We start from the raw sequence: 24,029 nt of genomic DNA, 5'->3' as shown, positions 1-24,029 counted from the left end.
TCCGGCAAAGAACAAAAAGACGCTGAGGATACGTGGCGATCAAGCGCGCGGATCACGAAATGATCCAGACTTTCACCGGAACCGTATTAGGGTCCATGTATGGACAGGTCTCAGATTTTCAGCGGATTCGGCCGCCCGTGACGCCTGCGGACGGCGAGTATGACCGGCTGATTGAGGCGGTGGCTCTGAGGCGGGACCGCGAGGCTTTTGCGCGCCTGTTCGAACATTTCGCCCCCCGCCTTAAGGCCTATCTGATGAAGGCCGGGGCGCCCGCCGGCGCGGCAGAGGACTTTGCGCAGGACGCCATGCTGACGGTCTGGCGCAAGGCGGAGCTGTTCGACAGCGCCAAGGCCCGCGCCGCGACCTGGATCTTCACCATCGCCCGCAACCGGCGGCTGGACGTGCTGCGCCAGGACGCGCGCCGGACCCCGATGCCCGAGATCGAACTGTCCCAGGACGAGCCGGAACGACCCGACCAGATCCTGTCGATGTCCCAGGACGCCGCGCGTCTGAAGACAGCCATGGCGCGGCTGTCGGCCGACCAGATCGAAGTTCTTCGCCTGGCCTTCTTCCAGGACAATCCCCATTCCGAAATCGCCCGGCTGCTGAACCTGCCGCTCGGTACGGTCAAATCCCGCATACGCAAGGCCATGATCAAACTGCGCACTCTGCTTGAAGACGACGGAGGCGAGGCATGAGCGCCCGTCACAACCCTTCCGAAGAACGGCTTCTGGCCTATGCCGCCGGGACGCTGAGCCCGCCCGAGGCCGTGGTGGTCGCCGCCCATCTGGCGATGCGGCCTGAAAACGACGCCTGGGTCCGCCAGCTTCAGGCGGTGGGCGGCCGCCTGCTGGACGAGCTGGAACCCGCGGCCATGCCCGACGACGCCCTTGCCCGCGTCCTGGCGCGCGCCGAGGCGGACGCCGGACAGGCCCTGGCCTCCACGCCGCTGAACGACATGGCGGGTCTTCCGGAGCCCCTGCGCCGTTATGCGCTCGGCCCATGGCGATGGCTGGGTCCGGGCATGCGCGCCCGCGACGTCCATGCGCCGCGCGACGGCGATTGCCGCGTCATTCTGCTGGAGATCGGGCCGGGTCGCGAGACGCCCAAACACACCCACGGCGGCGTCGAACTGACCTGCGTCATCCACGGCGCCTACGCCACCGAGACCGAACGGTTCGATGTGGGCGACTTCGAAGAGGCGGACACGGAGGTCCTGCACCAGCCCCGCGTGGTGTCGCCCGACCCCTGCTTGTGCGTGGTGGCCCTGGACGGGCAGATTCAACTGGACGGCTGGCTGGGCAAGCTGATCCAGCCGTTTATCAAGCTGTAGGCGAGTGAATAGCTACCCATAGCCGGCCTCAAATGATCGGCGATTGTGGCAGCGAAGCTTGAGGACGCCTTGGTGAATTACTCAGACGGAACGCCGCTCAAAGTTGGAGACGTCGTCGGCCTTGGCGAGGACCGAAACGGCGTTGTCGTGTGTTCGATCGACGACGACGCCTATACGGATAGGTTCACCAAGGATGACTGGAGCCATCTTGGGCGTGGGGTGATGATCGAGTTCCCGATGTGGGGTCTCATCCATTACGAAGAGCCCGAGCCCGACTTGGAACTCGTCGCGCGCGCTTAAGCGGTGATGTCCGTTCTTTAGTGCTGACGCTCAGAACCCGGTCTGATCCTCAGCGGACCTATTTGGGTGAAGCCTTCAAGACGGTGATCGGTGGAATCGCCGCTCGCCAAAGCTGAACGCGATATCGGTCATCGCCCTCAAGCCCGTCGTCCGAAAGATCGCCGAGATTGGCGTAGGATATGCGGGCCGCGTAGTCCCCCGGCTCTATTCCAATGCGGTCTGCGTCATCGCTGTTTTCGGTGCAGCCGAAGACGATCAGCTTGCCACTGGGAAGACTGACGCCGCAGTCGACGATCTGGTCCCAGTCGTCCAGATCCGGGGCGGGCGCGGCGTTCAGAACCTCGATCTCAACCGGCACAGTCATGTTTCGTGCGGTTCCGACCGCGATCAGGTCGGGCCCGATCGCCAGCATCCGCGCTGTGGCGGCCTCGTCCCACAACAGGCCCGGGTCAGTCTGGAAAGCTGCGTCACAGACGTAGAACTGGAAATAGTCAGCGAAGACGTCGAAATGGCGTGAGATGAGCCGCATCGGCGGAGGTTAGACCGGCGAATGCCGGCTCGCCACCCGCAACGAAAGAGCGCGGCCCTTTCGGACCGCGCTCGCGTCGTTCGATGCGGGGAGGTTCAGCCCCTGCGATTGTCGCGGTCGTGACGTTCGTTGCGGACCTGGGCCGACAGACGGTCGAAGCGACGGTCCAGGTCGGTGCGTTCCCAGGCGGTCAGGCCGCCGCGGCGGTAGTTGGCCTCAAGACGCAGCAGGCCGTTGAACTCGCCGCGCAGGCGGCTGGCTTCGCGGCGGCTGAGCTGGCCGGTGCGGACGCCCTGGTCGATGCGGCGGTCAAGATTGACCTGGCGCGCATTGATCGACTGCCAGCTTCCGTAGCCGGCCTGATGGACGGGCGGACGGCCGTGATGGCCATAGGATTGAGCGGCGGCGGGCAGGGCGGCCGAGGCGACGGCGGCCAGGACGACGGCGGGGATGATGAACTTCCGCATGATGTTCTCCTCGGTTGCGGGCCGGTCGGGGTGACCGGCGATAGGGAGATATGACGACGCGGCGGCTGAGCCCGATCTGAACAGGCCCGATCAGGTTCGGTTCATCTAAATGAGAAATACGTCAGGTGCGGAACGTCCCGGTGTTCGCGCAATGGCGTTTCGGCCCGCCCTATTCTATACGGATCATTCAGGGCCTGTTCAGGAGAGCGGCGCCAGATTGACGCCCATGTTCAGCAAGTCAGCCAGTTTGATCGTCGCCGTCGCGACCCTGGCCCTCGCTCCGGTCCTTGTTCCGGCGGCGAGCGCACAGTCGCGCGACGAGCGTCAGCAGACCCAGCCTCAGCCGCGCCAGCCGCGCGTCAGCCCCGATGAGGCGCGCCGTCGTGGCGGCGAGGCCGTCGGCGGCCGTCCCATCGACACCCGCCCGCGCGGCGACGGCGACTACTCCGTTCTGGTGGAACGCGACGGTCGCGTCCGCGAGGTTGTGGTGGACGGTCAGACCGGCCGCACGCGCGACAGCGGATCCTCCAACAACCAGCGTCGCAGGCCAGACTGATGCGTGTCCTTCTTGTCGAAGACGACGTCGATCTGTCGCGCCAGCTGAAGGCCGCCCTGTCCGACGCCGGCTATGCCGTGGACCACGCACCCGACGGCGAGGAAGCCCATTATCTGGGCGAGAACGAGCCCTATGACGTCGTCGTCCTGGACCTGGGCCTGCCCAAGATCGACGGGGTGTCGGTGCTGGAGCGCTGGCGGCGCGAGGGCAAGACCACGCCGGTGCTGATCCTGACCGCGCGCGGCGCCTGGTCGGACAAGGTGGCGGGCTTCGACGCCGGCGCTGACGACTATCTGACCAAGCCCTTCCACACCGAGGAGCTCCTGGCGCGGCTGCGGGCCCTGCTGCGCCGCTCGGCCGGCATCGCTTCGGCGACCCTGGCGTGCGGCGGCCTGAGGCTGGACCCGCGCGCGGCGCGCGCCAGCGTCAACGGCGAGCCTCTGCGGCTGACATCGCTTGAGTATCGGCTGCTTCACTACATGATGATGCACCAGGGCCGGGTCATCAGCCGCACCGAACTGGTGGAGCACCTGTATGATCAGGACTTCGACCGCGACTCCAACACCATCGAGGTCTTCATCGGCCGGCTGCGCAAGAAGGTCGGGCCGGACCGGATCGAGACCGTACGCGGCCTGGGCTATCGGCTGACGCCCCTGATCGGCGAGTCCGAGGCGGCGTGAGCGAGGCGGCGACGCCCGAGCTGCCCTCTGGCGATCGAAGCGCCGACTGGGGCCGCTATCTGGGTCGTCCCGGCCGATCCCTGACGCGCCGGCTGATCTGGCTGGCCTCGGCCTGGATCCTGGTGGCTCTGGTGATCGCGGCCATCGTCCTGACCCAGGCCTTCCAGGAATCGGCGCTGCGGCGACTGGGCGACATGCTCAATGAGACCATCGACGAGATCGTGGTGGCGGCCAGCCGCACCGGCGAGGGCGAGGTCGTGCCCCAGATTCAGGACGCCCGCACCCTGCGGCTGCTGTCGGGAAAATACTGGCAGATCCTGGAGGTTCAGCCGGACGGGACCATGGTCAGCATCGCCCGCTCGACCTCGCTGTGGACCTATGACCTGGCCTTGCCGGTCGACCTGCCGTCCCGCCTGGATGCGGCCTTCGGCGAGGTGATCACCTACAATACCCGGGGGCCCAAGAACGACCCGACCACGCGCGAGCCGCTGCGGGTCGCGGCCAGCATGAAGTCCATCCCCCGGCGCGATAACCCGGTCGTCTTCCTGGCCGCCATCGACCGGTCCGAAGTGGACGCCGATACGCGCCAGTTCGCCACCGTCACCTGGGTGGCCCTGCTGATCCTGGGCCTGGGCCTGGTATTGGCGGTCTTCATCCAGGTTCAGGTCGGCTTGCGGCCTCTCTATGACCTGCGCAACGAGATCGCGGCCGTGCGCCACGGCAAGGCGGCGCGGATCGGACGATCCTATCCGCTGGAGATCCAGCCCCTGGCCGAGCAGGTCAACCGCCTGCTGGACCATAACCAGGAGGTGGTGGATCGCCAGCGCACCCATGTCGGCAATCTGGCCCACGCGCTGAAGACCCCGATCTCGGTCATGCTGGCCGAGGCCGGGACCGCCGACGGCGCCCTGCCCGAACTGGTGCGGCGCCAGACCAAGGTCATGCAGGGCCAGGTCGACCACCACCTGCGCCGCGCCCGCGCCGCCGCCCGCGCCGCCCACGGCCTGGGCGAGACCACCCCCGTGCCCGAGGTGCTGGACGAGCTGGCGGTGATGATCGAACAGGTGTTCCGCGACAAGGGCGTCGAGATCGACTGGCGCGCCCCCGACGACCTGGCCTTCCTGGGCGAACGTCAGGACCTGCAGGAGATCCTGGGCAATCTGATCGAGAACGCGGCCAAGTTCAGCAAGCGGCGCGTCCGCGTCTCGGCCGGCCCCAGCGGTCTGGGCCAGATGATCGTGGTGGTCGAGGACGACGGCCCCGGCCTGCCCGCCGACCAGCGCGAGGCGGTCATGAAGCGCGGCGCCCGGCTGGACGAGAGCGCGCCCGGCTCGGGCCTGGGCCTGTCGATCGTCGAGGACCTGACGCGCGCCTATGGCGGGCGGCTGACCCTGGGCGACAGCGAGATGGGCGGGCTGAAGGTGGTGCTGGAGCTGCCGGCGGCTCAAGCCGGTTAGGGCGGGCCGCCTAGGTCGGGCGGAGCCATCGGCATTCAGGCGCGTTGAACCGCTCCGCCGCGCTGGAGCCCTCATGTTCGCCGCCCGTCTTCGTCACGCCGCCGCCGCCCTGGGCAAGACCGTTCGCGGCCGTATCCCCGCCACCCGCCGCATCCCCAAGCTGACGACCCTGATCGAGGGTGCGGCGCGGGTCGGTTATGGGGCGCGGGGCTTCGTCTATCTGTCGGCGGGGGCGCTGACCCTGCTGGCGGCGACCGACCGGATCGGCGAGGCGGTGGGCACGGGCGGAGCGGCGGGCTGGCTGGCGGAACAGCCGTTCGGGCGGGTCTGGCTGGTGCTGCTGGGCCTGGGCCTGTGGGCCTTCGTCGGCTGGCGCCTGTTGCAGGCCGTGTTCGACGCGGACCATGAGGGCGGCGACCTGAAGGGCTGGGCCACGCGGGCGGGCCAGGCGGCCAGCGGTCTGTTCTACGGCCTGCTGGCGGCCGGGGTGTTCGAATATCTGGACGAGGTCGGCGAGGCGACCTCGCGGGCCGCAGACCAGGCCGAGAGCGTGGCCGAGAACCAGGAGAAGGCGGCCATGGTTCTGGGCCTGCCGTTCGGCGGCCTGCTGCTGATCGTGGCGGGGCTGGTGGTGCTGGGCGTCGGGATCGGCAATATCGTCAGGGCCTTCAGGGACGACTTCGACGCGGCCCTGGCCTGTCCGCCGGCGGTGCGAAAACCGGCGTCGGCCCTGGCGCGGATCGGCTATGGCGCGCGCGGCTTCGCCTATGTGCCGCTGGGGGTGTTCGTGGTCCTGGCGGGGCTGCACGCGCGCTCGGGCGAGGTGACGACGACGGCGGCGGCGCTGGACGCGCTGGAGGCCCAGCCCGGCGGCTCGTGGATTCTGGGCCTGACGGCGGCGGGGCTGATGGCCTTCGGCGCTTTCGCCTTCGTGGAGGCGCGCTGGCGCAGGATCCGGCCGCCGCGGGATCTGAAGCTGGGCTGAGGCTCCCTGTCTCCTCCCTGCGCAGCGGGGAGGTGGCGCGGCGCCCCTTCGCGCCGTGACGGAGGGGTTCTTTACCGCATCCCCGGCGCCTGTGCGGCGTCGAGAGCCCCTCCACCCCTTCGGGGTCCCCCTCCCCATTTCATGGGGAGGAGACGGTCTGGCGTTCGGCGCGTCCTTTCCCATATGCTCCGCAACACCCGCTGTTCCAGAAGGCCCTCGCCATGACCAAGACCCTGAAGATCGACTTCGTTTCCGACGTGGTCTGCCCCTGGTGCGTGGTCGGCCTGGGTGGGCTGGAGACGGCGCTGGCCAGGCTGGAGGGCGAGGGGATCGGCGCCGACATCGCCTTCCAGCCCTTCGAACTGAACCCCCAGATCGCGCCCGAGGGCGAGAACATCGTCGAGCACATCGGCCGCAAATACGGCGCCAGCCCGGAACAGTCGGCCGCCAACCGCGCCATGATCCGCGAGCGCGCCGCCGAGAGCGGCTTCGACATGCGCATGACCGACGACAGCCGCATCTGGAACACCTTCGACGCCCACCGCCTGCTGCACTGGGCGCACGAGACCGCGCCCGACAAGCAGAAGGCGCTGAAACAGGCCCTGTTCACGGCCCACTTCACCGAGAACCGCAACCTGACCGACGCCGGCGTCCTGACCAGCGCCGCCGAGGCCGCCGGGCTGGACCGGGCCGAGGCGGGCGAGGTCCTGGCCTCGGGCCGCTATGCGCAGGCCGTGCGCGGAGCCGAGGAGCTGTGGCGGTCGCGGGGGATCACCTCGGTCCCGGCGGTGGTGGTCGAGGGCAAATATCTGATCAGCGGCGGCCAGCCGGCCCAGGTGTTCGAAGAGGCCCTGAGGAAGATCGCGGCCGAGGTCTGACGGCCGGCGAAATAGACTCATTCGACTCGAAAAAAAATGAGTCTATTTTCGTCTATTCTTGCGCGCGGCGACGGGCGCAGGGGATGGCGATGTCAAAGACCCGGCGGGCAGTATAGGCGCGTTTCGGACCGTGATCAGATGATCGCCCGAGGCGGGGATCAGGGGTTTGAAAACCGGGGGCTTTCGTCGCGGAATTGCGCGCGCCGGGACTTTCCTTCTCCCCTTGCGGGAGAAGGTGGCCGACCCTCGGGCTTGACCCGAGGGGAGGTCGGATGAGGGGTTTCTCCGGCCACCCCCTTACGACCTGTCGACGTCGAACCGACCCCTCATCCGGCCCTTCGGGCCACCTTCCCCCGCAAGGGGAGAAGGAAGGGCCTCAGTCCAGCCCCTCGATCCGGCCGATCCGCAGCCGCCCCACCGTCAGCTCGTCCACATGCAGGCGCCGCACCCGCGCCCGACCCACCGCCAGGGCGCCGACGGCCACGGCCCCGATCGCCAGCGCCCCCAGCGACAAGGCCCCGATCGCCAAGGCCCCCACGGCCAGCGCCCCCGCAGCCCCGCCGCCTGTCGCGACGGATCGGGCGGCGACGGACTTGACGGCGATGGAGGGGCGCGGGGCGGTGGTCATGGCGGCAGAAGACGCCGGGGGGACGGCGGGGTCAACCGCGCTTGACGGCGGACGCGCCTTCGCCACCCCAACCCGTCACCCAAGCCCGCACCACGCCGCCACCGCCGTCCCTCTCCCGTTGGGAGAGGGCTTGAGGCTCGCAGAGCGTAGCGATGCGCCAGCCGAAAGGGTGAGGGTCGTGCGTCTGCGGCGAGGTCCGACCCTCACCCTTTCGCGCAAGTCTGATCGCCTGACGGCTCTCAGGCGCTCAAGCCCTCTCCCAACGGGAGAAGGAGACCTCATCCGGGTTCACGACCCGAAACGCCTTTGCCCGCTGACACAGGAAGCGGTTGATGAAGGTGGTTTTGCCGGTGCCGTTCGGGCCGGCGAGGAGGATGAAGGTGGGCATTATGCCCTAGCTTTCTTCGGCCATTGAAGTGGGGTGCGTTCGATGCCGGACAGCAAAGCTATACCAATCAACGATCTTGATCGGCTAGCGTCCGCTTTTTGACGCATCTCCCGATATCGGCCGATATAGTTTCTGATGAGTTCGTCTACTCGACGATCTAAGTCTTCTAAGACGCGACCGTCATTACAGAAGCGATAGTGCTTACCCCATCCGTTCAGAATGCCATCGACCTTTCTAAGCGTGTGTGTCAGCGATAAACCTCTATCGAGGGTGTTTTCAGATTTCGACGCCTCGACGAATCCTTGGCAACTCTTGTCAAAAACCGCTTCGATAGATGTGATCAGGCGCTCGCGAGATTTCGAGTTCGCGCGTAGAAGGCCGTTTGCGAACTCGATACCCAGAAATTCGAACTGCTTTTGAATGGCGATGGGCTCTGCAGAAGTTTTCTGAGCAGAAAATTCCATGCCCAAGTTAGACAGATACCGTTTCGCTTTAACCAAGCGTGCAGATGCAGCCCGTTTGGTTGGTGCAAGGATCAGTATGTCGTCTATGTAACGGACGCACCTACAGTCTCCCTCATTCATAAGTTTGTCGAACTCACTCAGGCAGATGTTGCCCAGCAAAGGTGAAAGGGAATTCCCCTGAGCAACCCCAATTTCTCCGATTGGAAAGGCGCTCTGCCGAGACCGTAGCTCCGCCATATTGGCCAGCTCAACGGATATCGCCTGCTCGAACAACGCCATGAACCGGGCGTTTGGAACTGCCTTCTCGACTATGTTGATAACCCGCGATTTAGGGATGCGCGTGAAAAAGCTGGTTATGTCAGCTGACACAACGTGAGTCGCTCCATCCCCAATAGATTGCAGTGCACAGGCAATCGCTCCAGGGACTGCGGATGGTTCCGTCTCGCTCCGCTTCCTCAATCCACCGAAGCTGAACGGACTCTCGAAATAGGGACGAAGCGCTTCCGTGTCGGTCAACACGTTCAATATGGCTCGCTGGACGATCCGTGACTCCACGCTGGCGAGCACGATAGGACGGAACTCGCCCGTCTTCTTTCCGTCTCTCAGTTTTGGGATCGGCAAGCCCTTCGCGGGCGGAAACACAAATCGCTCTCTGCTCAAGCGATAGGCTAACGAGCGAAGTTTCCCACTGGCATTCTCGCGAAACTGATCGATTTCGCTTCGCACCGTTGCGGAGGTCGAAAATCGACCGTTGCCCTCGATCGCACGCCACGCGGCTTCAAGGTTGGCTTGCTTGTAGACTGCTTTGAAAGGGTCAGCTGACACGTCTCAGGGTCCGATCTGGTTCGCCCAAACCCGTCCGACGGTGGCTACCCTCTCCGGAGGTGCCTTTCGGCCCTATCCGAACGGGCGCGGCGACGAGTTGTCCCGCCACCGACCCGCCGCCTCGGAAATCCAGCGCACCAGTAGAACCGGTCACCTTCACTCCGGACGCAAGAAGCGATCCCCCCAGAAGCGCCACGAGGACACAACCTATGAGGGAGCGTGCGACAGGCGCACGTTTTTGCGAATTTCCGCCACCGAAATCTCCTTGGGGACCCGCGTATCGTTTTTGCGGGCTCTGACAAGGTCTCGCGGCGAAAACGCGCCTCCTCCACGGGACCCATCGTTGAAAAGGAACCAGCCGCCCAGATCGTCCCCCTAACTTGGAGGGTGAGAGTTGCAGCAGGTCGAGAGTCGAACGGGTCCTGGCTACCCTCTCCGGAGGTGCCTTTCGGCCCTATCCGAACGGGCGCGGCGACGAGTTGTCCCGCCACCGACCCGCCGCCTCGGAAATCCAGCGCACCAGTAGAACCGGTCACCTTCACTCCGGACGCGAACGTAGTAAGAACATTATACCCAATCTTGGACCATAGTCAAAATGGCGCTTGAGGTGTCACACCTTCACCTCCACCACCCCGCCCCCGGCCCGGAACTTCGCGCTCATCTCCGCCATCCCGGCCTCGGCATCCACCAAACTCGCCCCCGCATCATTCTGCGCCATCGCATCCCGCCGGATGTCCTGGCTGATCTTCATGCTGCAGAATTTCGGGCCGCACATGGAGCAGAAGTGGGCGGTCTTGTGGGCTTCCTTGGGCAGGGTGGCGTCGTGGTATTTGCGGGCGGTCTCGGGGTCGAGGCCGAGGTTGAACTGGTCCTCCCAGCGGAACTCGAACCGGGCGCGCGACAGGGCGTCGTCATGCATCCGGGCGGCGGGGTGGCCCTTGGCCAGGTCGGCGGCGTGGGCGGCGATCTTGTAGGTGATGACGCCGTCCTTGACGTCCTGACGGTCGGGCAGGCCCAGATGCTCCTTGGGCGTGACGTAGCAGAGCATGGCCGTGCCGAACCAGCCGATCATGGCCGCCCCGATGGCGCTGGTGATGTGGTCATAGCCAGGGGCGATGTCGGTGGTCAGCGGGCCAAGCGTATAGAAGGGCGCCTCGTGGCAGTGTTTCAGCTGCTCATCCATATTGGCCTTGATCTTGTGCATCGGCACATGGCCGGGGCCTTCGATCATGACCTGGCAGCCCTTGGCCCAGGCGATCTTGGTCAGTTCGCCCAGGGTCCGCAGCTCGGCGAACTGGGCCTCGTCATTGGCGTCGGCGATCGAGCCGGGGCGCAGGCCGTCGCCCAGGCTGAAGCTGACGTCATAGGCCCGCATGATGTCGCAGATGTCCTCGAAATGCTCGTAGAGGAAGCTCTCCTTGTGGTGGGCCAGGCACCACTTGGCCATGATGGAGCCGCCGCGCGAGACGATGCCGGTGACGCGTTTCGCCGTCATCGGCACGAAGGGCAGGCGCACCCCGGCGTGGATGGTGAAATAGTCGACGCCCTGTTCCGCCTGTTCGATCAGGGTGTCGCGGAACACCTCCCAGGTCAGGTCCTCGGCTATGCCGTTCACCTTCTCCAGCGCCTGATAGATGGGCACGGTGCCGATGGGGACGGAACTGTTGCGGATGATCCAGTCGCGGATGTTGTGGATGTTGCGGCCGGTCGACAGGTCCATGACATTGTCCGCGCCCCAGCGGGTGGCCCAGACCAGTTTGTCGACCTCGTCGTCCACGCTCGACAGGACGGCCGAGTTGCCGATGTTGGCGTTGATCTTCACCAGGAAGTTTCGGCCGATGATCATCGGCTCGACCTCGGGGTGGTTGATATTGTGCGGGATGATGGCGCGGCCGCGGGCGATCTCTTGCCGGACGAACTCGGGCGTCACGAAGTCGGGGATGGCGGCGCCGAAGTCTTCGCCGTCGCGGATACAGGGGCTGTTTTGCTCGCGGCGCAGGTTCTCGCGGATGGCGACATATTCCATCTCGGGCGTGATGATCCCGGCCTGGGCGTATTCGTACTGGGTCACCGGGCGGCCCTCGACGCCCTTGAAGACGCGGTGGTGCGAGGTGTCGAACCGGGGGGCCAGGTTCTTGCCGCTGGCGTGGCCGTTGTCCTCAGGCTTGACCTCGCGCGGGTTGGCGACGGGGGCGATGTCGCCGCGATCCAGTTGCCACGACGACTTCACCGAGGGCAGGCCGCGCTTGATGTCGATGGTCACGGTCGGGTCGGTGTAGGGGCCGGAGGAGTCATAGATGGTCACCGGCGGCTCGTTGGCCGACGGGTGGACGGCGACCTCGCGGAACGGGACACGGATATCGGGGTAGAGTTCGCCGGCGACATAGACCTTGCGGCTGCCGGCGCGTTCGCCGGTGGGGATGGCGCCGGTCTCCTTCATCACCTGCTCGCGGGCGTCCTTGAGGGCGAGCTCGACGTTGGGCTCTTCGGGCAGGGCGGGCGGGGTGACTTGGATGTTCATGGCGGCCTCAAACGGTTTGAGGTCCGCCGACGTCGGGCGTGCCGGTCCTTGAGCGCGAACAGGGCGCGTGGACCAAAAGCGTACTCATCCCTTCGCCGGCATGACCCGGATCAGGTTCGACGGGTCAGGCGGCTACGCCAATCTCAGCCGCTCGATCGCGACCCCCCGGAGAACGAGGATCAGGGTGACGCCGGGGGAGGTCGGCGTCAAGCGGGGGGCGAGCTTGGCTGGAAAACACCTCGAATTCGCGTGGGATAAGGGGCGAAACGGTCTTGCCCGTCGGTCTTCGGGGCGGCAAACGGGGCCGGTGTCTATCCAATCCCTGATCATCGACTGCGACCCCGGCGTGGACGACGCCGTGGCGCTTTTCCTGGCCTTCGCCGCCCCCGAGCTGGAGGTGCTGGCCGTCACCACCGTGGGCGGCAACGTCCCCGGCGCCCTGACCCAGCGTAATGCGCGGATGATGCGCCAGATCGCCGGCCGTGAAGACGTGCCGGTGTTCGGCGGCGCCGAACGGCCGCTGAAACGGCCGCCGGCCGGGGCGGGCGACTTCCACGGGGCGGAGGGTCTGGGCGACCTGGAGCCGTTCGCGCCGACCGGCATCATCGCCGACGGGCCGGCGGCCAACGCCATCGTCGACCTGGTGATGAAACGCCCGGCCGGATCGGTCGCCGTCGCCGTCCTGGGCCCCATGACCAATCTGGCCCTGGCGATGAAGCGCGAACGGCGTCTGGCCGAGCATCTGGGCCCGGTCGTGGTCATGGGCGGGGCGCGGTCGGAGGGGGGCAATGTCACCGCCTCGGCCGAGTTCAACATCTGGGCCGACCCGGATGCGGCGGCGGTGGTGTTCGGCGCGGGCTGCGAGGTGATCGCCTTCGGCCTGGACGCGACGCACCAGGTGCGGGCGACCGAGGACCGGATCCGCGCCATCGAGAAGATTCGCACCGAACCGGCGCGCACGACGGCGGCCCTGCTGCGGTTCTCGCAACGGACCGAGCGGCAGGCGACAGGAGAGGCGGCGCCGCCCCTGCACGACCCCTGTCCCATCGCCTGGCTGATGAGGCCGGACCTGTTCACCCTGAAGCCCTGCCGGATCGAGGTCGAGACCAACTCGGAGCTGACGCGCGGCCATACGGCGGTGGAGTTCCGCGTCGATCCCGCCGCCGCGCGCCACCGCTGGGCCGTCGCGGCGGATGCGCAGGGGGTGTTCGACCTGCTGGCCGAGACGCTGAAGGCCAAAAAATGAGGATTACCGTCGTCGGCTCGATCAACCTGGACCTGGTGGCGGCGGCGCCCCGCCTGCCGGCCCCGGGCGAGACGGTGACGGGGGCCAGCCTGGCCCGTTATCCGGGCGGCAAGGGCGCCAACCAGGCCTATGCCGCCGAGAAACTGGGCGCCGAGGTCAGCCTGATCGGCCGGGTCGGGAACGACGCCATGGCCGGCGAGGCCCTGGCTCTGATGTCGGATCTGGGCGTCGATCTGGCGGGGGTCGAGGTGGACCTTGCGGCCCCGACCGGCGTGGCCCTGATCGCCGTCGATCCCGGCGGCGAGAACCAGATCGTGGTGGCGGCCGGGGCTAATCACCTCGTCACACCAGAGCAGTTGCCGCAGCGGATAGAGGGCGCTCTGATCGTCCAGCTGGAGCTGCCGGTCGAGACGGTCGAGGCGGCGGTGGGCCGTGCGACCGGTTTCGTCTGCGCCAACCTGGCCCCGGCGGCGCCGGTGTCGGAACTGCTGCTGCGCCGCGCCGACCTGATCGTCGTCAACGAGATCGAGGCCGCCTTCTACGGCGACAGCCTGCACCGCGGCGGCGGCCGCGTGGTCGTGACCAAGGGCGCCAAGGGCGCGGCCATGTACCAGCGCGGAGTCGAAATGGCCTGGGCGACCCCGCCCATGGTCGAAGCCGTCGATGCGACCGGAGCCGGCGACGCCTTCGTGGCGGCCATCACCGTGGCCCTGCTGGAGGGGATGGAGCCGGACGAGGCGCTGCGCTTCGCCTGTGCGGCGGGCGCTGTCGCCGCCACGCGGCCGGGAGCTCAGCCGTCCGCGCCGGAGCGGGCGGAGGTTTTGGCCGCGGTGGCGAGGGGCTGATCGACCGGGCGCAGACCGGGACGTCTCGGCTCAAGCGGCCGGGGGCGGCGGGCCGGGAGGCGGGGGGAAGTCGAGGGGGGCGACGGCGGCCCCGGGGGAGCCGGCGACGACCATTTCGTACAGACGCGTTCCGACCGGCGACCAGGTGACGGCCTCGATCACCACGATCATCGCGACCTGGACCCCCAGACCCCAATACCAGGCCGGGTGTATCCGACGGGCTTTCCGCAGGTCCACGATCATGCCGATGACCGGAAACAGCAGGGTCACGACCGCCGTCGCCTCCCACGCCCAAGGAGCTAGCAACGGCATGGGCAGCAGCCGACCGACGCCCGGCCCCAGCAGGATGGCCATGGCCGAATAGTGAAGGCGGCGATGCCAGTCGGTCGATCGCCGAAGAACGACCGCCGCAATCGTCAGGCCCACGAAGGTGATGAGCGACAGGGGGTCGAAGACGAGGAATTGCAGGGGCCGGAAGAAGAAGGGAACCTCGCCCCGACGCACCATAGCCTCGGTCACCAGCCAGCCCAGGATCAGCATGGGCGCCAGCCAGACGGTCGCCAGCCATCCCAGCGGCCGATGCCACCGGACCTGACCTGTGGCGATCAGCAGATTCTGCGTCAGAAAGATCGCCAGCCAGCCCATGAAGACGACGGCATGCGCGTGCAGCAGCAGCGGGGCGTCAAAGCTGGACCGCCCCATCGCCAGCTGAAGCGAAAAGCCCGCGACGATCACCAGAACCATGACGATGGCGAGTCCCGGAAAGACCCGTTCAACCGCCGGCGTGCGCGCGGGCGCATTGTGTGCGTTTGTCATAACCACCCCCCGATGTCCGCGCGGGACTGTATCGCCCGGCATGAAGATTTCAATCTCGAATATCAACGAAATGTGAGGGGCCGGGTCGAGGGCGGTTTGGGCTGGAGCGAGCGCTGTTGTCGAGGAAGGCTCGAAGATATCAGTTCAGCGGCGATGTGACACTGTAACGCCGTAAGGGCTTGCCGCCTGCGTCGCGGCGCCCTTAGCTGCGGCTTCGAGTTTTGTGGGGATGTCTGATGATGATGCGCGTTCGTGGGGCCGGTGTAGCGCTGGCGGCTGTATTGATGGCGTCGGCGACGGGGGCGGCGTTCGCCCAAAGCCCGGCGCCGGCGATTAGCGTCTATCAGCAGCCGCCACAGCCCATCGCCGACATTCTGGACGCCAAGCCGACGCCGTCGTCGATGCTGAGCCCTGATCGCAAGACTCTTGTGCTGATGGACCGGTCGAACCTGCCCAGCATCAAGGCCCTGGCCGAGCCGATGCTACGGCTGGCGGGAACGCGGATTAATCCGCGCAACAACGGCATGGCGGAAAGCCGGGTGTCGTGGCTGACAGGGCTGAGTCTGCAGGCGGTGGATGGCGGACCGTCTCGCGTGGTGGCTCTGCCGGCCGAGGCGCGGTTCACCGCGCCGCGGTTCTCGCCCGACGCCAAACATCTGGCCCTGGTGCTGGACCGGCCGACGGGGCTGGAGCTGTGGATCGTGGATGTGGCAACGGCGCGGGCGCGCAAACTGACCGAGCCGGTGGTCAATATGACGGGCGGAACGGGCTATGAATGGCTGCCCGACAGTTCGGGCCTGCTGGTCGAGGCGGTCCCGGCCGGTCGGGGGCCGGCGCCCGATGTGACGACGGCGCCGACGGGGCCGAATATCGAGGAGACGGCCGGGCGCGCAGCGCCGGTGCGGACCTATCAGGACCTGCTGTCGAACCCCGGCGACGAGGCTCTGTTTGATCACTATTTCACGTCGCAGCTGACCCTGGTTCCGCTGAACGGCCGTGTACGGACGATCGGAGCGCCTGCGGTCTATCTGGACAGCGCCGTGTCGCCGGACGGGCGCTATATCCTGCACGAGATCGCCAAGCGGCCCTATTCCTATGCCGTGCCTGCGGGCCTGTTCCCGACCGAGATCGTGGTGACGGACCTGAACGGGCGGGTGGTGCGCACCGTCGCCGATCTGCCGCTGAGGGACGATGTGCCGACCGCCTTTGACGCCGTGGCGCCGGGGCCGCGTTCGGTGGGCTGGAGGGCCGATGCGCCGGCGACCCTGACCTGGGTCGAGGCGCTGGACGGCGGCGACATCAAGCGCGAGGCCGAGTTCAGGGACCGGGTCTTCATGCAGGCCGCGCCCTTCGCGGGCGAGCCGATCAAGCTGATCGATCTGAAGGAGCGGTTCGGCGGGATCGTCTGGGGCAAGGACGACCTGGCCGTCGTCAACAGCCGCTGGTTCAACACCCGGCACGAGACGCGCTTCGTGGTCGATCCGTCGAACCCGGGCGAGGGCAGGCTGCTGCTGGAGCGGAACTATCAGGCCCGCTACGACAATCCGGGCCAGCCGGTGACCCAGCCGAATGCGGCGGGCCGGTCGGTGATCCGGTTCGATCCGCAGGGGCGGATCCTGATGTCGGGCGCCGGGGCGACGCCGCAGGGCGAGTTCCCCTTCCTGGCCGCTATGGACCCGGCGACGGGGCGCAGCGAGCGGCTGTGGACATCGGCCGACACGGACTACGAGGCGGTGGTCGGCTTCCTGGACGCGGACGGCAAACGGGTGGTGACGCAGCGCGAGACGCGGCTGGATCCGCCCAACCTGCAGATCCGCGATCTGACGACGGGCCAGACCACGCAACTGACCCAGTTCCCCGATCCGGCCCCGCAGCTGGCCGGGGCGACGCGCCAGCTGGTGACCTATGAGCGGGCGGACGGGGTGAAGCTGTCGGGGACCCTGTATCTGCCGGCCGGCTACGACAAGGATCGCGACGGGCCGTTGCCGATGCTGATGTGGGCCTATCCGGCCGAGTTCACCGATGCGGCGGTGGCGGGCCAGACGGTGGATGTGCAGAACCGGTTCGTGCGGCCGGGCGGGTCCAGCCATCTGTTCCTGCTGACCCAGGGCTATGCGATCTTCGACAACCCCTCCATGCCCATCATCGGCAAGGACGGGGCCGAGCCGAACGACACCTATGTCGAACAGCTGGTCGCCGACGCCCAGGCGGCCGTCGATGCGGTGGTCGGGATGGGGGTGGCGGATCGCGACCGGATCGCCGTCGGGGGCCACAGCTACGGGGCCTTCATGACCGCCAACCTGCTGGCGCACAGCGACCTGTTCCGCACCGGCATCGCGCGGTCCGGCGCCTATAACCGCACCCTGACCCCGTTCGGCTTCCAGTCGGAGCAGCGCAACTATTGGGAGGCGACCGAGATCTATACCGAGATGTCGCCCTTCACCTATGCGAACAGGCTGAACGAGCCGATCCTGCTGATCCACGGCGAGGCGGACGACAACTCGGGCACCTTCCCGGTCCAGTCCGAGCGCTTCTATGCGGCGCTGAAGGGGCTGGGGGCGACGGCGCGTTACGTCACCCTGCCGCTGGAGGCGCACGGCTATCGCGCGCGGGAATCCGTGGGTCATACCCTGTGGGAGATGACCCGTTGGCTGGACCTGTACGTGAAGAACGCGCCGCCGAAGCCGGCGGCTAACTAAGGGCTCAAGGCTTCGCCGCAGCCGCTTCGGTTGCGGCGTTGACGGCGGCGAGCCGGGCGTCCTGTTCCGCCTGGCGCGGGACGCCGAAGACCGCGCGCAGGCTGTCGGGGACCAGGGCGCGGTCGTAGGGTTCCAGGGTGGCTGGGGCGTCGCGGGTCTTGCGGGTCTGGGTGCCGTAGATCTGCGGCTTGTCGATCATTTGCAGATAGCGGTCCAGGGTCGCGGCGGCGATCCAGGCGCCTTCGGGCGAGCCCTTGGCGACGGCGGCGACGGCCAGGCTGTGGGCCAGAAGATAGTCTTCGGGCGTGGAGCCGTGCTGGAAGACGAAGGCGGCGGCGCGGTAGTCCTCGCCGGTCTGAAGCGCGCCGGCGTCGAGCAGGGCGCGGGTCTGGACGCGGCGGGCGGCGTCGGCGGCGTGCATTTCCGTGACGAAGGCGCGGTCCCTGAACCGTTCGGGCGCGACCTGGCGGATGGACTGGTCGGCGGCGAAGATGGCGGCCATTTCGGCGTTGTCCTGGACCGGGGCGTTCTGGGCGAAGGCGGGCGCGCCGATGGCGAGGACGACGGCCGCGACGGCGGCGGCGCAGGACAGACGCATTGGGATCTCCGCTGAAGTTTGAGCCGGGATTGATCGGCGTGTTTGCGGCCGAATCCGGGCGGCGGGATTACGGTGCTGTCAGGGTCTGACGATCAGCCGCACCACTTCGCCGGCATGCAGGCGGTCGAAGCCGGCGTTGATGTCGTCCAGGGGGATGACGCCGCTCATCAGACGGTCCACCGGCAAGCGGCCCTGGCGGTACAGCGCGACGTAGCGGGGGATGTCGCGGCTGGGCACGCAGGCGCCGATGTAGGAGCCCTTCAGCGTCCGCTCCTCGCCGACCAGTGAGACGATGTTGACGGCCAAGGCGGCGTCGGGCGGGGGCAGGCCGGCGGTGACGGTGGTTCCGCCGCGCCGGGTCATCTTCCAGGCGTTGTCGAGGGCGCGGGCCGAGCCGGCCATCTCGAAGGCGAAGTCGGCGCCGCCGTTGGTCAGGGCGCGGATCTGATCCACCGCATCGGCGTCGGCGGCGTTGACGGTCTGGACGGGACCGAGCGACCGGGCCAAATCCAGCTTGTCCTCGGACAGATCGACGGCGATCACGGGGCTGGCGCCGCTTGCCAGGGCGCCGAGGACGCTGGCGAGACCCACGCCGCCCAGGCCGATCACGACAACGCTCTGTCCCGCCTTGACGCCGGCGGTGTTCACCACGGCGCCGACGCCGGTCAGGACGGCGCAGCCGAACAGGGCCGCCTCCTCGAACGACAGCTCCGGGTCGATCTTCACCAGCGACCGGCGCGAGACCACGGCGCGCTGGGCGAAGGCGGAACAGCCGAGGTGATGGCTGACGGGTTCGCCCTCGCGGAAAATGCGCCGCCCGCCGGACAGAAGTTCGCCCCGGCCGTTGGCGGCGGCGCCGGGCTCGCAGAGAGCGGGGCGGCCGCCGGCGCAGGGCGCGCAATGGCCGCAGGACGGCATGAAGACCATGACGACGTGATCGCCGACGGCCAAGTCCGTTACGCCTTCGCCGAGGGCTTCGACCACGCCTGCGGCTTCATGACCCAGGGCCATGGGCAGGGGGCGAGGCCGGTCTCCGTTGATGACGCTGAGGTCGGAGTGGCACAGGCCCGCGGCCTTGATCGACACCAGCACCTCGCCGGGGCCGGGCGGGGCGAGCGTCACGGTCTCGACCGACAGGGGGCGGCTGTCGGCGTAAGGGGGCGTGGCGCCCATGGCGAACAGAACAGCGGCGCGGGTCTGGATGCTCATGGTCAAGCCTTCGTCATCGGTCCCTTATCGATAGGCGCTTGACGCAACGTCGTCCAAGCCCGAGCGTCACGGGCAGGGCGGCGCGGAATGTCGCCCGGTAGAGGACGACTGACAATGCCGAAGACCGAACTGGGGCCCTTGGCCGAACGCGCGACCTACAAGGCGTTTCACATGGTCTCGACCCGCTGGGCCGACAACGACCAGTACGGCCATATCAACAACGCCAAATTCTACGAATTCGTGGACTCGGCGGTGAACGCCCATCTGCTGATCGCCAATGCGCTGGACGAGTCCATCGGCCTGGTGGTCGACAGCGGCTGCCAATACACCTCGGCGCTGAAATTCCCCGATGTAATTGAGGTCGGGATCAAGGTGGACCGGATCGGCACCTCGAGCGTCAGCTACGGCTTCGCCGTGTTCAAGCGCAGCGCCGACGTGCCTGCCGCCGTCGGCCATTTCGTCCATGTCTATGTCGACGCCGAGACGCGCCGACCCAAACCCCTGCCCGCCAAGCTGAGGGCGGTTGTGGAGAATCTGCGGGCCGACTGAGGACGGTTCAGTCGTCCAGCCGACCGGTCAGGAACAGCACGCCGACGGCGGTCAGGGCGCCCAGGGTGAAGGCGGCGAGGATTGAGCCGGCGGCGACGGCGGCGGGGACGGTGACGGGGCGGGTCTCGTACCATTCGACGATGTCGGCCTCGTGCAGGTCGTCGTCGGCGCGGCCCTCGGCTTCATAGATGTCGGTGGTGTTCATCGGGGGCTCCTTCGTCGGCTTCAGGGATCAATACCCGCAAACCGTCGCGGTTCCACCCCACACGCCTGTTCTCGGCCCATCGTGACAGCCCGTCGCGCATCGGCTAGGACGCGCGGCTCAGGTTTCAGACTCTCGAAGACGATCCCCATGGCCGGCCACTCGAAATTCAAGAACATCATGCACCGCAAGGGGCGCGCCGATGCGCAGCGCTCCAAGCTGTTCTCCAAGTTGTCGCGCGACATCACGGTGGCGGCCAAGTCGGGCCTGCCCGATCCGGCGGCCAATCCGCGCCTGCGTTTGGCGGTCAACAACGCAAAGGCCGAAAGCCTGCCCAAGGACGTGATCCAACGGGCCATCAACAAGGCCTCGGGCGGCGACGTCGATACGATGGAAGAGGTCCGCTACGAGGGCCGGGGCCCCGGCGGCGTCGGCATCATCGTCGAGGCCCTGACCGACAACCGCAACCGCGCGGCCTCGAACATCGGTGCGGCCTTCAAGAAGAACGGCGGCGCGCTGAGCGAGATGAACTCGGTCGCCTTCATGTGGGATAAGGTCGGCCAGATTATCTACAAGGCCGAGGCCGGCACCGAGGACGAAGTGATGGAGGCCGCCATCGAGGCCGGCGCCCAGGACGTCGAGAGCGACCTGGTCAAGCCGGATATCTACGAGGATGCGCCGGGCCACACCATCTGGACCGCCTTCGAGGACCTGAACGAAGTGGCCGAGGCCATGTCCAAGGTGCTGGGCGACCCCAAGTCAACCGCCATCGTCTGGAAGCCCCAGTCGGAAGTGACCGTGACCGGCGAGGCTGTCGGCACCCTGTTCAAACTGCTGGACGCCCTGGACGCCGAGGACGATGTGCAGAACGTCTATTCGAACGAGGACATCTCGGACGAAGACGCGGCCAAATACGCTGGATAATACGTATACGGGGTGATCGACGAACGGAGGTCTCGACACCTTCGTAACCCGAGATTAACGTATGGTCTTAGGACGGTGAGCGGTTCGATTCGCCTCTGGGGCAGACATCGGTGCCGCCTACCGCGATGCGGGCATACGACGCGGGGCGCGACCATGAAACTGACCAGAATTGACCGGGTCCTGTCGCGCGGCGGCAAGACGGAACAGGCCAAGGATGCGCCGTCTGCGCTGGATCGCGCTGCTGAACAGGACGTCGCCGGCCTGATCGGCGAACGGTTCGAGACGATCCAGGACAGTCTGGATCAGCTGTCGGAAATGGCGCAGCGGTTCGGGACGTTCGAAAGCCTGCTGGGTCAGCTGCGCGAACCGCTGGACGCCGAGTTCAAATCGCGGCGCGACAACCACATCGAGCTGATCAATCTGCGCAACGCCAATGCGGCGACGATGAAACAGGTCGGCGCGTTGAACGCCGAGGTCCGCAAACTGTCGGACGCCCTGGCCGAGTCCGAGGCCAAGGCCGAAGATCTGGCGGCGCGCGGCGGCGAGGCGACGAACAATTTGCAGGAAGCCCGGGTCGATCTGGGCCGGCTGCGCAGCGAACTGGCCCAGGCCGCGACGCGGTTGGAGGGGCTTGAGACGACCGAACGCGCCTCAGCTCAACGGATCCGCGAGCTGGAGCAGGATCAGGACGCCCTGCGCAACCAGTTGAAACAGACCGAGGCCGGTCGCGCCGAATCCGACAAGACGCGCAGTCAGGTGCAGCGCGACTTGGCCCTGGTGCTGGAAGAAAACACCGCCCTGCGCCGCCGGATCGACGAGGTCGGCGCCGAGGTCGCGGGGCTGGCCCGCACCGCCGCCGCCGGCGAAGGCCAGCTGGCCACCGAACGCGCCCGCGCCGCCTCGGAACAGGCCGAGGCCGCCCGCGCGATCCGCTCGCTGGAGACCCAGGTGGAATCGGCCCGCGCCGAGATCGCCGCCCTGACCGCCCGACTGGACACCGCCACGGCGCGCGCCAATGGGCTGGAAGTGCTGAACAGCGAACAGGCGTCGCGCCTGAACGAGCTTCAGACCGGCGCCCATGCCGTCGAACGGCGGGCCGACACGCTTCAGGTCGCGCTGGACCGGGCCGTGGAACGAGTCCGCACCCTGGAGATCGAGACCGAGGAATCGCGTCAGCGTCAGGCTTCGATGGAAGTGGCGCGCGTCGCCGCCGTCGATCGCGCCGAGGCCCTGACCAAGGCGGCCATGGCCCACGACAAGGCCATCGCCCGCGCTGAGGAGCGCACCGCCAAGCTGCAGGCCAAACTGGCCGCCGCCCAGGACGAGCATGAGGCCCGGGTCCAGACCCTGACTCAGCAGATCAGCGCCCTGCGCGAGGATCTGGAAAGCGCCCGCGCCGAGGGGGCCATGTCCGCCGCCGCCCTGGACGCCGCCCGTCGCGGCCGTGGCGGGCGGGCCACCATCGCCGATGCCGCCGCCCAATTGCAGGCCATCGTCGGCTGATCGGGATCGAAGCGCGGAACCTGCGCCTTTGAGCTGGATTAAGGCGGGGACCGCGAGACCCGCCGATCCCGGCGGCCGCCCCGCATATCGGGGTGGATGGCGTCCGGGTCGCAGAGACGACGACCGCCCATGGACATCACCCAGCTGATCCTCGACGACCACGCCGAGCAACGCCGGCTGTTCTCGATCATCGAACAAATCGAGCCGACGGACGTCGAGGCGCTGAGCGCGGTATGGCTGAGGCTGTCGGCCTTTCTGGACGTCCATGCCGAGGCCGAAGAGCGGTTCTTCTATCCCGACCTGATGAAACTGGGCGAGGGCGCCAACGACGCTGAAGACGGCACGGTCGAGGGCGAGACCGAGGACGCCATCGAGGATCACAACAAGCTGCGCGACGCGGTCAAGGCCGTGGAGGCGCATGAGGTCGGCAGCCCCGCCTGGTTCGCCGCCGTGGGCGAGGCCAATGTGGTCAACTCCAAACATATGGGCGAGGAGGAACGCCAGGGCCTGACCGACTTCCGCCTGAACGCCGACGTGGCGACGCGGCATGCCCTGGCGGTGAAGTTCGCCGCCTTCGAAGCCGAGCACATCACGGGGGTGAAACCGGTCAACAAGGACCCCGAGGCCTATGTCGAGGCGCACGGCTGAGGTTGGCGTCGGCGCCGTTTCGATCCGGGAGGCCAAGCTGTTCATTGCCCGATAACCCTCTTTGCGGCATGAGGGGAACGGATGGCGAACGAACCTGTCAGAATCATCGGGCTGGACCCGGGCCTGCGGCGCACCGGCTGGGGGGTGATCGTCTCGGACGGCGCGCGTCTGCGGTGGGTCGCGCACGGAGTGGTGGCCCCGCCCGAGGCGGCGCCCTTTTCCGAGCGCCTGCTGTTCCTGTTCGAGGCCCTGGGCGTCATTTGCACCGACCACGGCTGCGAGGAGGCGGCGGTGGAAGAGGTGTTCGTCAACGTGAACCCGTCCTCTACGCTGAAGCTGGGCCATGCCCGGGCGGCGGTGATGCTGGCCCCGGCCAAGCTGGGCCTGGCGGTCGCGGAATATTCGCCCAATCTGATCAAGAAGGCCGTGGTCGGCGCCGGCCATGCGGACAAGAGCCAGATTGCCTTCATGATCAAGCGGCTGTTGCCGACTGCCGGCGACGTGAAGGCCGACGCCGCCGACGCCCTGGCCGTTGCAGTCACCCATGCGCAGCTGAGGAAACGGTCTCTGTTGGAAGCCATGCACCGGGGGGCGGCGTGAGGGCGGCGGATCATGTCTCCTCCCCATTGCTTGCAATGGGGAGGTGGCGCGGCGCGGCTTCGCGCCGTGACGGAGGGGTTCTTTCCGCGCGGCAGGTGTCGGTGGGGCGTCAAGAGCCCCTCCACCCCCGGCTGCGCCGGCGGTCCCCCTCCCCATTCGCTGCGCGAACAGGGAGGAGA

Annotated in this window: 26 protein-coding genes and 1 riboswitch; of the genes, 16 read left to right on the top strand and 10 right to left on the bottom strand. The window is 67.4% G+C overall.

What is annotated here, in order from left to right; translation table 11 throughout:
* Positions 1 to 59: 59 nt before the first annotated feature.
* The 3 genes from PKE72_RS07040 to PKE72_RS07030 are packed head-to-tail and all read left to right on the top strand — an operon-like array spanning position 60 to position 1,633.
* Positions 60 to 698 (top strand): sigma-70 family RNA polymerase sigma factor, encoded by a 639-nt coding sequence (locus tag PKE72_RS07040; RefSeq protein WP_271164658.1) that lies wholly within the window; start codon positions 60 to 62, stop codon positions 696 to 698.
* Complete coding sequence (chrR, locus tag PKE72_RS07035; protein WP_271164657.1) at positions 695 to 1,333, top strand: cadmium/peroxide/UV radiation responsive anti-sigma factor ChrR; 639 nt, start codon at positions 695 to 697, stop codon at positions 1,331 to 1,333. The genes PKE72_RS07040 and chrR overlap by 4 nt, the downstream gene beginning before the upstream one ends.
* Before the next feature lie 45 nt (positions 1,334 to 1,378).
* A complete protein-coding gene (locus PKE72_RS07030; RefSeq protein WP_271164656.1) occupies positions 1,379 to 1,633 on the top strand; it encodes a hypothetical protein in 255 nt (84 codons plus the stop codon).
* 58 nt (positions 1,634 to 1,691) lie between these two features.
* Here PKE72_RS07030 and PKE72_RS07025 read toward each other — a convergent pair whose 3' ends face one another.
* Together PKE72_RS07025 and PKE72_RS07020 are read right to left on the bottom strand one after the other, a co-directional pair.
* Complete coding sequence (locus PKE72_RS07025; RefSeq protein WP_271164655.1) at positions 1,692 to 2,162, bottom strand: hypothetical protein; 471 nt, start codon at positions 2,160 to 2,162, stop codon at positions 1,692 to 1,694.
* Between the two features lie 95 nt (positions 2,163 to 2,257).
* On the bottom strand, positions 2,258 to 2,629 hold the full coding sequence (locus PKE72_RS07020; protein ID WP_271164654.1) for a hypothetical protein: 372 nt from the start codon (positions 2,627 to 2,629) through the stop codon (positions 2,258 to 2,260).
* A 226-nt stretch (positions 2,630 to 2,855) separates the two neighbouring features.
* On the opposite strand from PKE72_RS07020, the gene PKE72_RS07015 reads away from it, so the two are divergent.
* From PKE72_RS07015 to PKE72_RS06995, 5 genes are all read left to right on the top strand, one after another.
* Positions 2,856 to 3,185, top strand: coding sequence for a PepSY domain-containing protein (locus PKE72_RS07015; RefSeq protein WP_271164653.1), 330 nt, complete (start codon positions 2,856 to 2,858; stop codon positions 3,183 to 3,185).
* Positions 3,185 to 3,865 carry a response regulator transcription factor gene (locus PKE72_RS07010; RefSeq protein ID WP_271164652.1) on the top strand — a complete coding sequence of 227 codons (681 nt, stop codon included), beginning with the start codon at positions 3,185 to 3,187 and terminating at the stop codon, positions 3,863 to 3,865. The genes PKE72_RS07015 and PKE72_RS07010 overlap by 1 nt, the downstream gene beginning before the upstream one ends.
* Positions 3,862 to 5,322, top strand: coding sequence for a sensor histidine kinase (locus PKE72_RS07005; protein WP_271164651.1), 1,461 nt, complete (start codon positions 3,862 to 3,864; stop codon positions 5,320 to 5,322). The genes PKE72_RS07010 and PKE72_RS07005 overlap by 4 nt, the downstream gene beginning before the upstream one ends.
* Positions 5,323 to 5,395: 73 nt before the next feature.
* Positions 5,396 to 6,307, top strand: coding sequence for a DUF1206 domain-containing protein (locus PKE72_RS07000; protein WP_271164650.1), 912 nt, complete (start codon positions 5,396 to 5,398; stop codon positions 6,305 to 6,307).
* 221 nt (positions 6,308 to 6,528) lie between these two features.
* Positions 6,529 to 7,185, top strand: a complete 657-nt coding sequence (locus PKE72_RS06995) for a DsbA family oxidoreductase (RefSeq protein WP_271164649.1) — start codon at positions 6,529 to 6,531, stop codon at positions 7,183 to 7,185.
* A 376-nt stretch (positions 7,186 to 7,561) separates the two neighbouring features.
* Here the strand turns inward: PKE72_RS06995 and PKE72_RS06990 are convergent, their stop codons facing one another.
* The 4 genes from PKE72_RS06990 to thiC all read right to left on the bottom strand — a co-directional run bounded on the left by PKE72_RS06990 (position 7,562) and on the right by thiC (position 12,011).
* Positions 7,562 to 7,813: a hypothetical protein gene (locus tag PKE72_RS06990; RefSeq protein WP_271164648.1), complete on the bottom strand. Its 252-nt coding sequence runs from the start codon at positions 7,811 to 7,813 to the stop codon at positions 7,562 to 7,564.
* A gap of 247 nt (positions 7,814 to 8,060) precedes the next feature.
* Positions 8,061 to 8,201 carry a hypothetical protein gene (locus PKE72_RS06985; RefSeq protein ID WP_271164647.1) on the bottom strand — a complete coding sequence of 47 codons (141 nt, stop codon included), beginning with the start codon at positions 8,199 to 8,201 and terminating at the stop codon, positions 8,061 to 8,063.
* Positions 8,201 to 9,490 (bottom strand): reverse transcriptase domain-containing protein, encoded by a 1,290-nt coding sequence (locus tag PKE72_RS06980; RefSeq protein ID WP_271164646.1) that lies wholly within the window; start codon positions 9,488 to 9,490, stop codon positions 8,201 to 8,203. The genes PKE72_RS06985 and PKE72_RS06980 overlap by 1 nt, the downstream gene beginning before the upstream one ends.
* Before the next feature lie 610 nt (positions 9,491 to 10,100).
* Complete coding sequence (thiC, locus tag PKE72_RS06975; protein WP_373878072.1) at positions 10,101 to 12,011, bottom strand: phosphomethylpyrimidine synthase ThiC; 1,911 nt, start codon at positions 12,009 to 12,011, stop codon at positions 10,101 to 10,103.
* A 69-nt stretch (positions 12,012 to 12,080) separates the two neighbouring features.
* Positions 12,081 to 12,189: riboswitch (TPP riboswitch) on the bottom strand.
* 129 nt (positions 12,190 to 12,318) lie between these two features.
* On the opposite strand from thiC, the gene PKE72_RS06970 reads away from it, so the two are divergent.
* The gene (locus PKE72_RS06970) at positions 12,319 to 13,257 is read left to right on the top strand and encodes a nucleoside hydrolase (RefSeq protein WP_271164645.1); all 939 of its coding nucleotides are present in this window, start codon (positions 12,319 to 12,321) and stop codon (positions 13,255 to 13,257) included.
* On the top strand, positions 13,254 to 14,102 hold the full coding sequence (locus tag PKE72_RS06965) for a ribokinase (RefSeq protein ID WP_271164644.1): 849 nt from the start codon (positions 13,254 to 13,256) through the stop codon (positions 14,100 to 14,102). Before PKE72_RS06970 ends, PKE72_RS06965 begins: the two co-directional genes overlap by 4 nt.
* A gap of 30 nt (positions 14,103 to 14,132) precedes the next feature.
* On the opposite strand, the gene PKE72_RS06960 is transcribed toward PKE72_RS06965, so the two are convergent.
* Complete coding sequence (locus PKE72_RS06960) at positions 14,133 to 14,918, bottom strand: hypothetical protein (RefSeq protein WP_271164643.1); 786 nt, start codon at positions 14,916 to 14,918, stop codon at positions 14,133 to 14,135.
* Positions 14,919 to 15,154: 236 nt separating this feature from the next.
* Between PKE72_RS06960 and PKE72_RS06955 the strand changes: the two genes are divergently transcribed.
* Entirely contained in the window at positions 15,155 to 17,617 is a 2,463-nt protein-coding gene (locus PKE72_RS06955) for an alpha/beta hydrolase family protein (protein ID WP_271164642.1), read from the top strand.
* Positions 17,618 to 17,621: 4 nt separating this feature from the next.
* Here PKE72_RS06955 and PKE72_RS06950 read toward each other — a convergent pair whose 3' ends face one another.
* Both PKE72_RS06950 and PKE72_RS06945 read right to left on the bottom strand, forming a co-directional pair.
* Positions 17,622 to 18,215 carry a hypothetical protein gene (locus tag PKE72_RS06950; protein ID WP_271164641.1) on the bottom strand — a complete coding sequence of 198 codons (594 nt, stop codon included), beginning with the start codon at positions 18,213 to 18,215 and terminating at the stop codon, positions 17,622 to 17,624.
* A 78-nt stretch (positions 18,216 to 18,293) separates the two neighbouring features.
* Positions 18,294 to 19,424, bottom strand: a complete 1,131-nt coding sequence (locus PKE72_RS06945) for a zinc-dependent alcohol dehydrogenase family protein (RefSeq protein ID WP_271164640.1) — start codon at positions 19,422 to 19,424, stop codon at positions 18,294 to 18,296.
* 114 nt (positions 19,425 to 19,538) lie between these two features.
* Here PKE72_RS06945 and PKE72_RS06940 point away from each other — a divergent pair, with 114 nt between their 5' ends.
* Complete coding sequence (locus PKE72_RS06940) at positions 19,539 to 19,973, top strand: acyl-CoA thioesterase (RefSeq protein ID WP_271164639.1); 435 nt, start codon at positions 19,539 to 19,541, stop codon at positions 19,971 to 19,973.
* A gap of 7 nt (positions 19,974 to 19,980) precedes the next feature.
* Here PKE72_RS06940 and PKE72_RS06935 read toward each other — a convergent pair whose 3' ends face one another.
* Complete coding sequence (locus PKE72_RS06935; RefSeq protein ID WP_271164638.1) at positions 19,981 to 20,178, bottom strand: hypothetical protein; 198 nt, start codon at positions 20,176 to 20,178, stop codon at positions 19,981 to 19,983.
* A 147-nt stretch (positions 20,179 to 20,325) separates the two neighbouring features.
* Here PKE72_RS06935 and PKE72_RS06930 point away from each other — a divergent pair, with 147 nt between their 5' ends.
* The 4 genes from PKE72_RS06930 to ruvC all read left to right on the top strand — a co-directional run bounded on the left by PKE72_RS06930 (position 20,326) and on the right by ruvC (position 23,850).
* The gene (locus tag PKE72_RS06930; protein WP_271164637.1) at positions 20,326 to 21,099 is read left to right on the top strand and encodes a YebC/PmpR family DNA-binding transcriptional regulator; all 774 of its coding nucleotides are present in this window, start codon (positions 20,326 to 20,328) and stop codon (positions 21,097 to 21,099) included.
* A gap of 153 nt (positions 21,100 to 21,252) precedes the next feature.
* Positions 21,253 to 22,602 (top strand): hypothetical protein, encoded by a 1,350-nt coding sequence (locus tag PKE72_RS06925; RefSeq protein ID WP_271164636.1) that lies wholly within the window; start codon positions 21,253 to 21,255, stop codon positions 22,600 to 22,602.
* Positions 22,603 to 22,731: 129 nt separating this feature from the next.
* Positions 22,732 to 23,250, top strand: a complete 519-nt coding sequence (locus tag PKE72_RS06920; protein ID WP_271164635.1) for a hemerythrin domain-containing protein — start codon at positions 22,732 to 22,734, stop codon at positions 23,248 to 23,250.
* A gap of 81 nt (positions 23,251 to 23,331) precedes the next feature.
* Entirely contained in the window at positions 23,332 to 23,850 is a 519-nt protein-coding gene (gene ruvC / locus PKE72_RS06915) for a crossover junction endodeoxyribonuclease RuvC (RefSeq protein WP_271164634.1), read from the top strand.
* The last annotated feature ends 179 nt before the right edge of the window (positions 23,851 to 24,029 follow it).

This window comes from Brevundimonas intermedia, assembly GCF_027922165.1.
In the GTDB taxonomy this organism is placed as follows: domain Bacteria; phylum Pseudomonadota; class Alphaproteobacteria; order Caulobacterales; family Caulobacteraceae; genus Brevundimonas; species Brevundimonas intermedia.
Note: the sequence above shows the minus strand (reverse complement) of the source record. Positions and strands in the feature narration are given on the sequence as shown.

What these genes read in the sequence shown, in the direction of transcription:
- PKE72_RS07040 (WP_271164658.1), top strand. Translation starts at nt 60, where the DNA reads ATGATCCAGACTTTCACCGGAACCGTATTAGGGTCCATGTATGGACAG.
- chrR (WP_271164657.1), top strand. Translation starts at nt 695, where the DNA reads ATGAGCGCCCGTCACAACCCTTCCGAAGAACGGCTTCTGGCCTATGCC.
- PKE72_RS07025 (WP_271164655.1), bottom strand. Translation starts at nt 2,162, where the DNA reads ATGCGGCTCATCTCACGCCATTTCGACGTCTTCGCTGACTATTTCCAG.
- PKE72_RS07020 (WP_271164654.1), bottom strand. Translation starts at nt 2,629, where the DNA reads ATGCGGAAGTTCATCATCCCCGCCGTCGTCCTGGCCGCCGTCGCCTCG.
- PKE72_RS07015 (WP_271164653.1), top strand. Translation starts at nt 2,856, where the DNA reads ATGTTCAGCAAGTCAGCCAGTTTGATCGTCGCCGTCGCGACCCTGGCC.
- PKE72_RS07010 (WP_271164652.1), top strand. Translation starts at nt 3,185, where the DNA reads ATGCGTGTCCTTCTTGTCGAAGACGACGTCGATCTGTCGCGCCAGCTG.
- PKE72_RS07000 (WP_271164650.1), top strand. Translation starts at nt 5,396, where the DNA reads ATGTTCGCCGCCCGTCTTCGTCACGCCGCCGCCGCCCTGGGCAAGACC.
- PKE72_RS06995 (WP_271164649.1), top strand. Translation starts at nt 6,529, where the DNA reads ATGACCAAGACCCTGAAGATCGACTTCGTTTCCGACGTGGTCTGCCCC.
- PKE72_RS06990 (WP_271164648.1), bottom strand. Translation starts at nt 7,813, where the DNA reads ATGACCACCGCCCCGCGCCCCTCCATCGCCGTCAAGTCCGTCGCCGCC.
- PKE72_RS06985 (WP_271164647.1), bottom strand. Translation starts at nt 8,201, where the DNA reads ATGCCCACCTTCATCCTCCTCGCCGGCCCGAACGGCACCGGCAAAACC.
- thiC (WP_373878072.1), bottom strand. Translation starts at nt 12,011, where the DNA reads ATGAACATCCAAGTCACCCCGCCCGCCCTGCCCGAAGAGCCCAACGTC.
- PKE72_RS06965 (WP_271164644.1), top strand. Translation starts at nt 13,254, where the DNA reads ATGAGGATTACCGTCGTCGGCTCGATCAACCTGGACCTGGTGGCGGCG.
- PKE72_RS06960 (WP_271164643.1), bottom strand. Translation starts at nt 14,918, where the DNA reads ATGACAAACGCACACAATGCGCCCGCGCGCACGCCGGCGGTTGAACGG.
- PKE72_RS06955 (WP_271164642.1), top strand. Translation starts at nt 15,155, where the DNA reads ATGATGATGCGCGTTCGTGGGGCCGGTGTAGCGCTGGCGGCTGTATTG.
- PKE72_RS06950 (WP_271164641.1), bottom strand. Translation starts at nt 18,215, where the DNA reads ATGCGTCTGTCCTGCGCCGCCGCCGTCGCGGCCGTCGTCCTCGCCATC.
- PKE72_RS06945 (WP_271164640.1), bottom strand. Translation starts at nt 19,424, where the DNA reads ATGAGCATCCAGACCCGCGCCGCTGTTCTGTTCGCCATGGGCGCCACG.
- PKE72_RS06940 (WP_271164639.1), top strand. Translation starts at nt 19,539, where the DNA reads ATGCCGAAGACCGAACTGGGGCCCTTGGCCGAACGCGCGACCTACAAG.
- PKE72_RS06935 (WP_271164638.1), bottom strand. Translation starts at nt 20,178, where the DNA reads ATGAACACCACCGACATCTATGAAGCCGAGGGCCGCGCCGACGACGAC.
- PKE72_RS06930 (WP_271164637.1), top strand. Translation starts at nt 20,326, where the DNA reads ATGGCCGGCCACTCGAAATTCAAGAACATCATGCACCGCAAGGGGCGC.
- PKE72_RS06925 (WP_271164636.1), top strand. Translation starts at nt 21,253, where the DNA reads ATGAAACTGACCAGAATTGACCGGGTCCTGTCGCGCGGCGGCAAGACG.
- PKE72_RS06920 (WP_271164635.1), top strand. Translation starts at nt 22,732, where the DNA reads ATGGACATCACCCAGCTGATCCTCGACGACCACGCCGAGCAACGCCGG.
- ruvC (WP_271164634.1), top strand. Translation starts at nt 23,332, where the DNA reads ATGGCGAACGAACCTGTCAGAATCATCGGGCTGGACCCGGGCCTGCGG.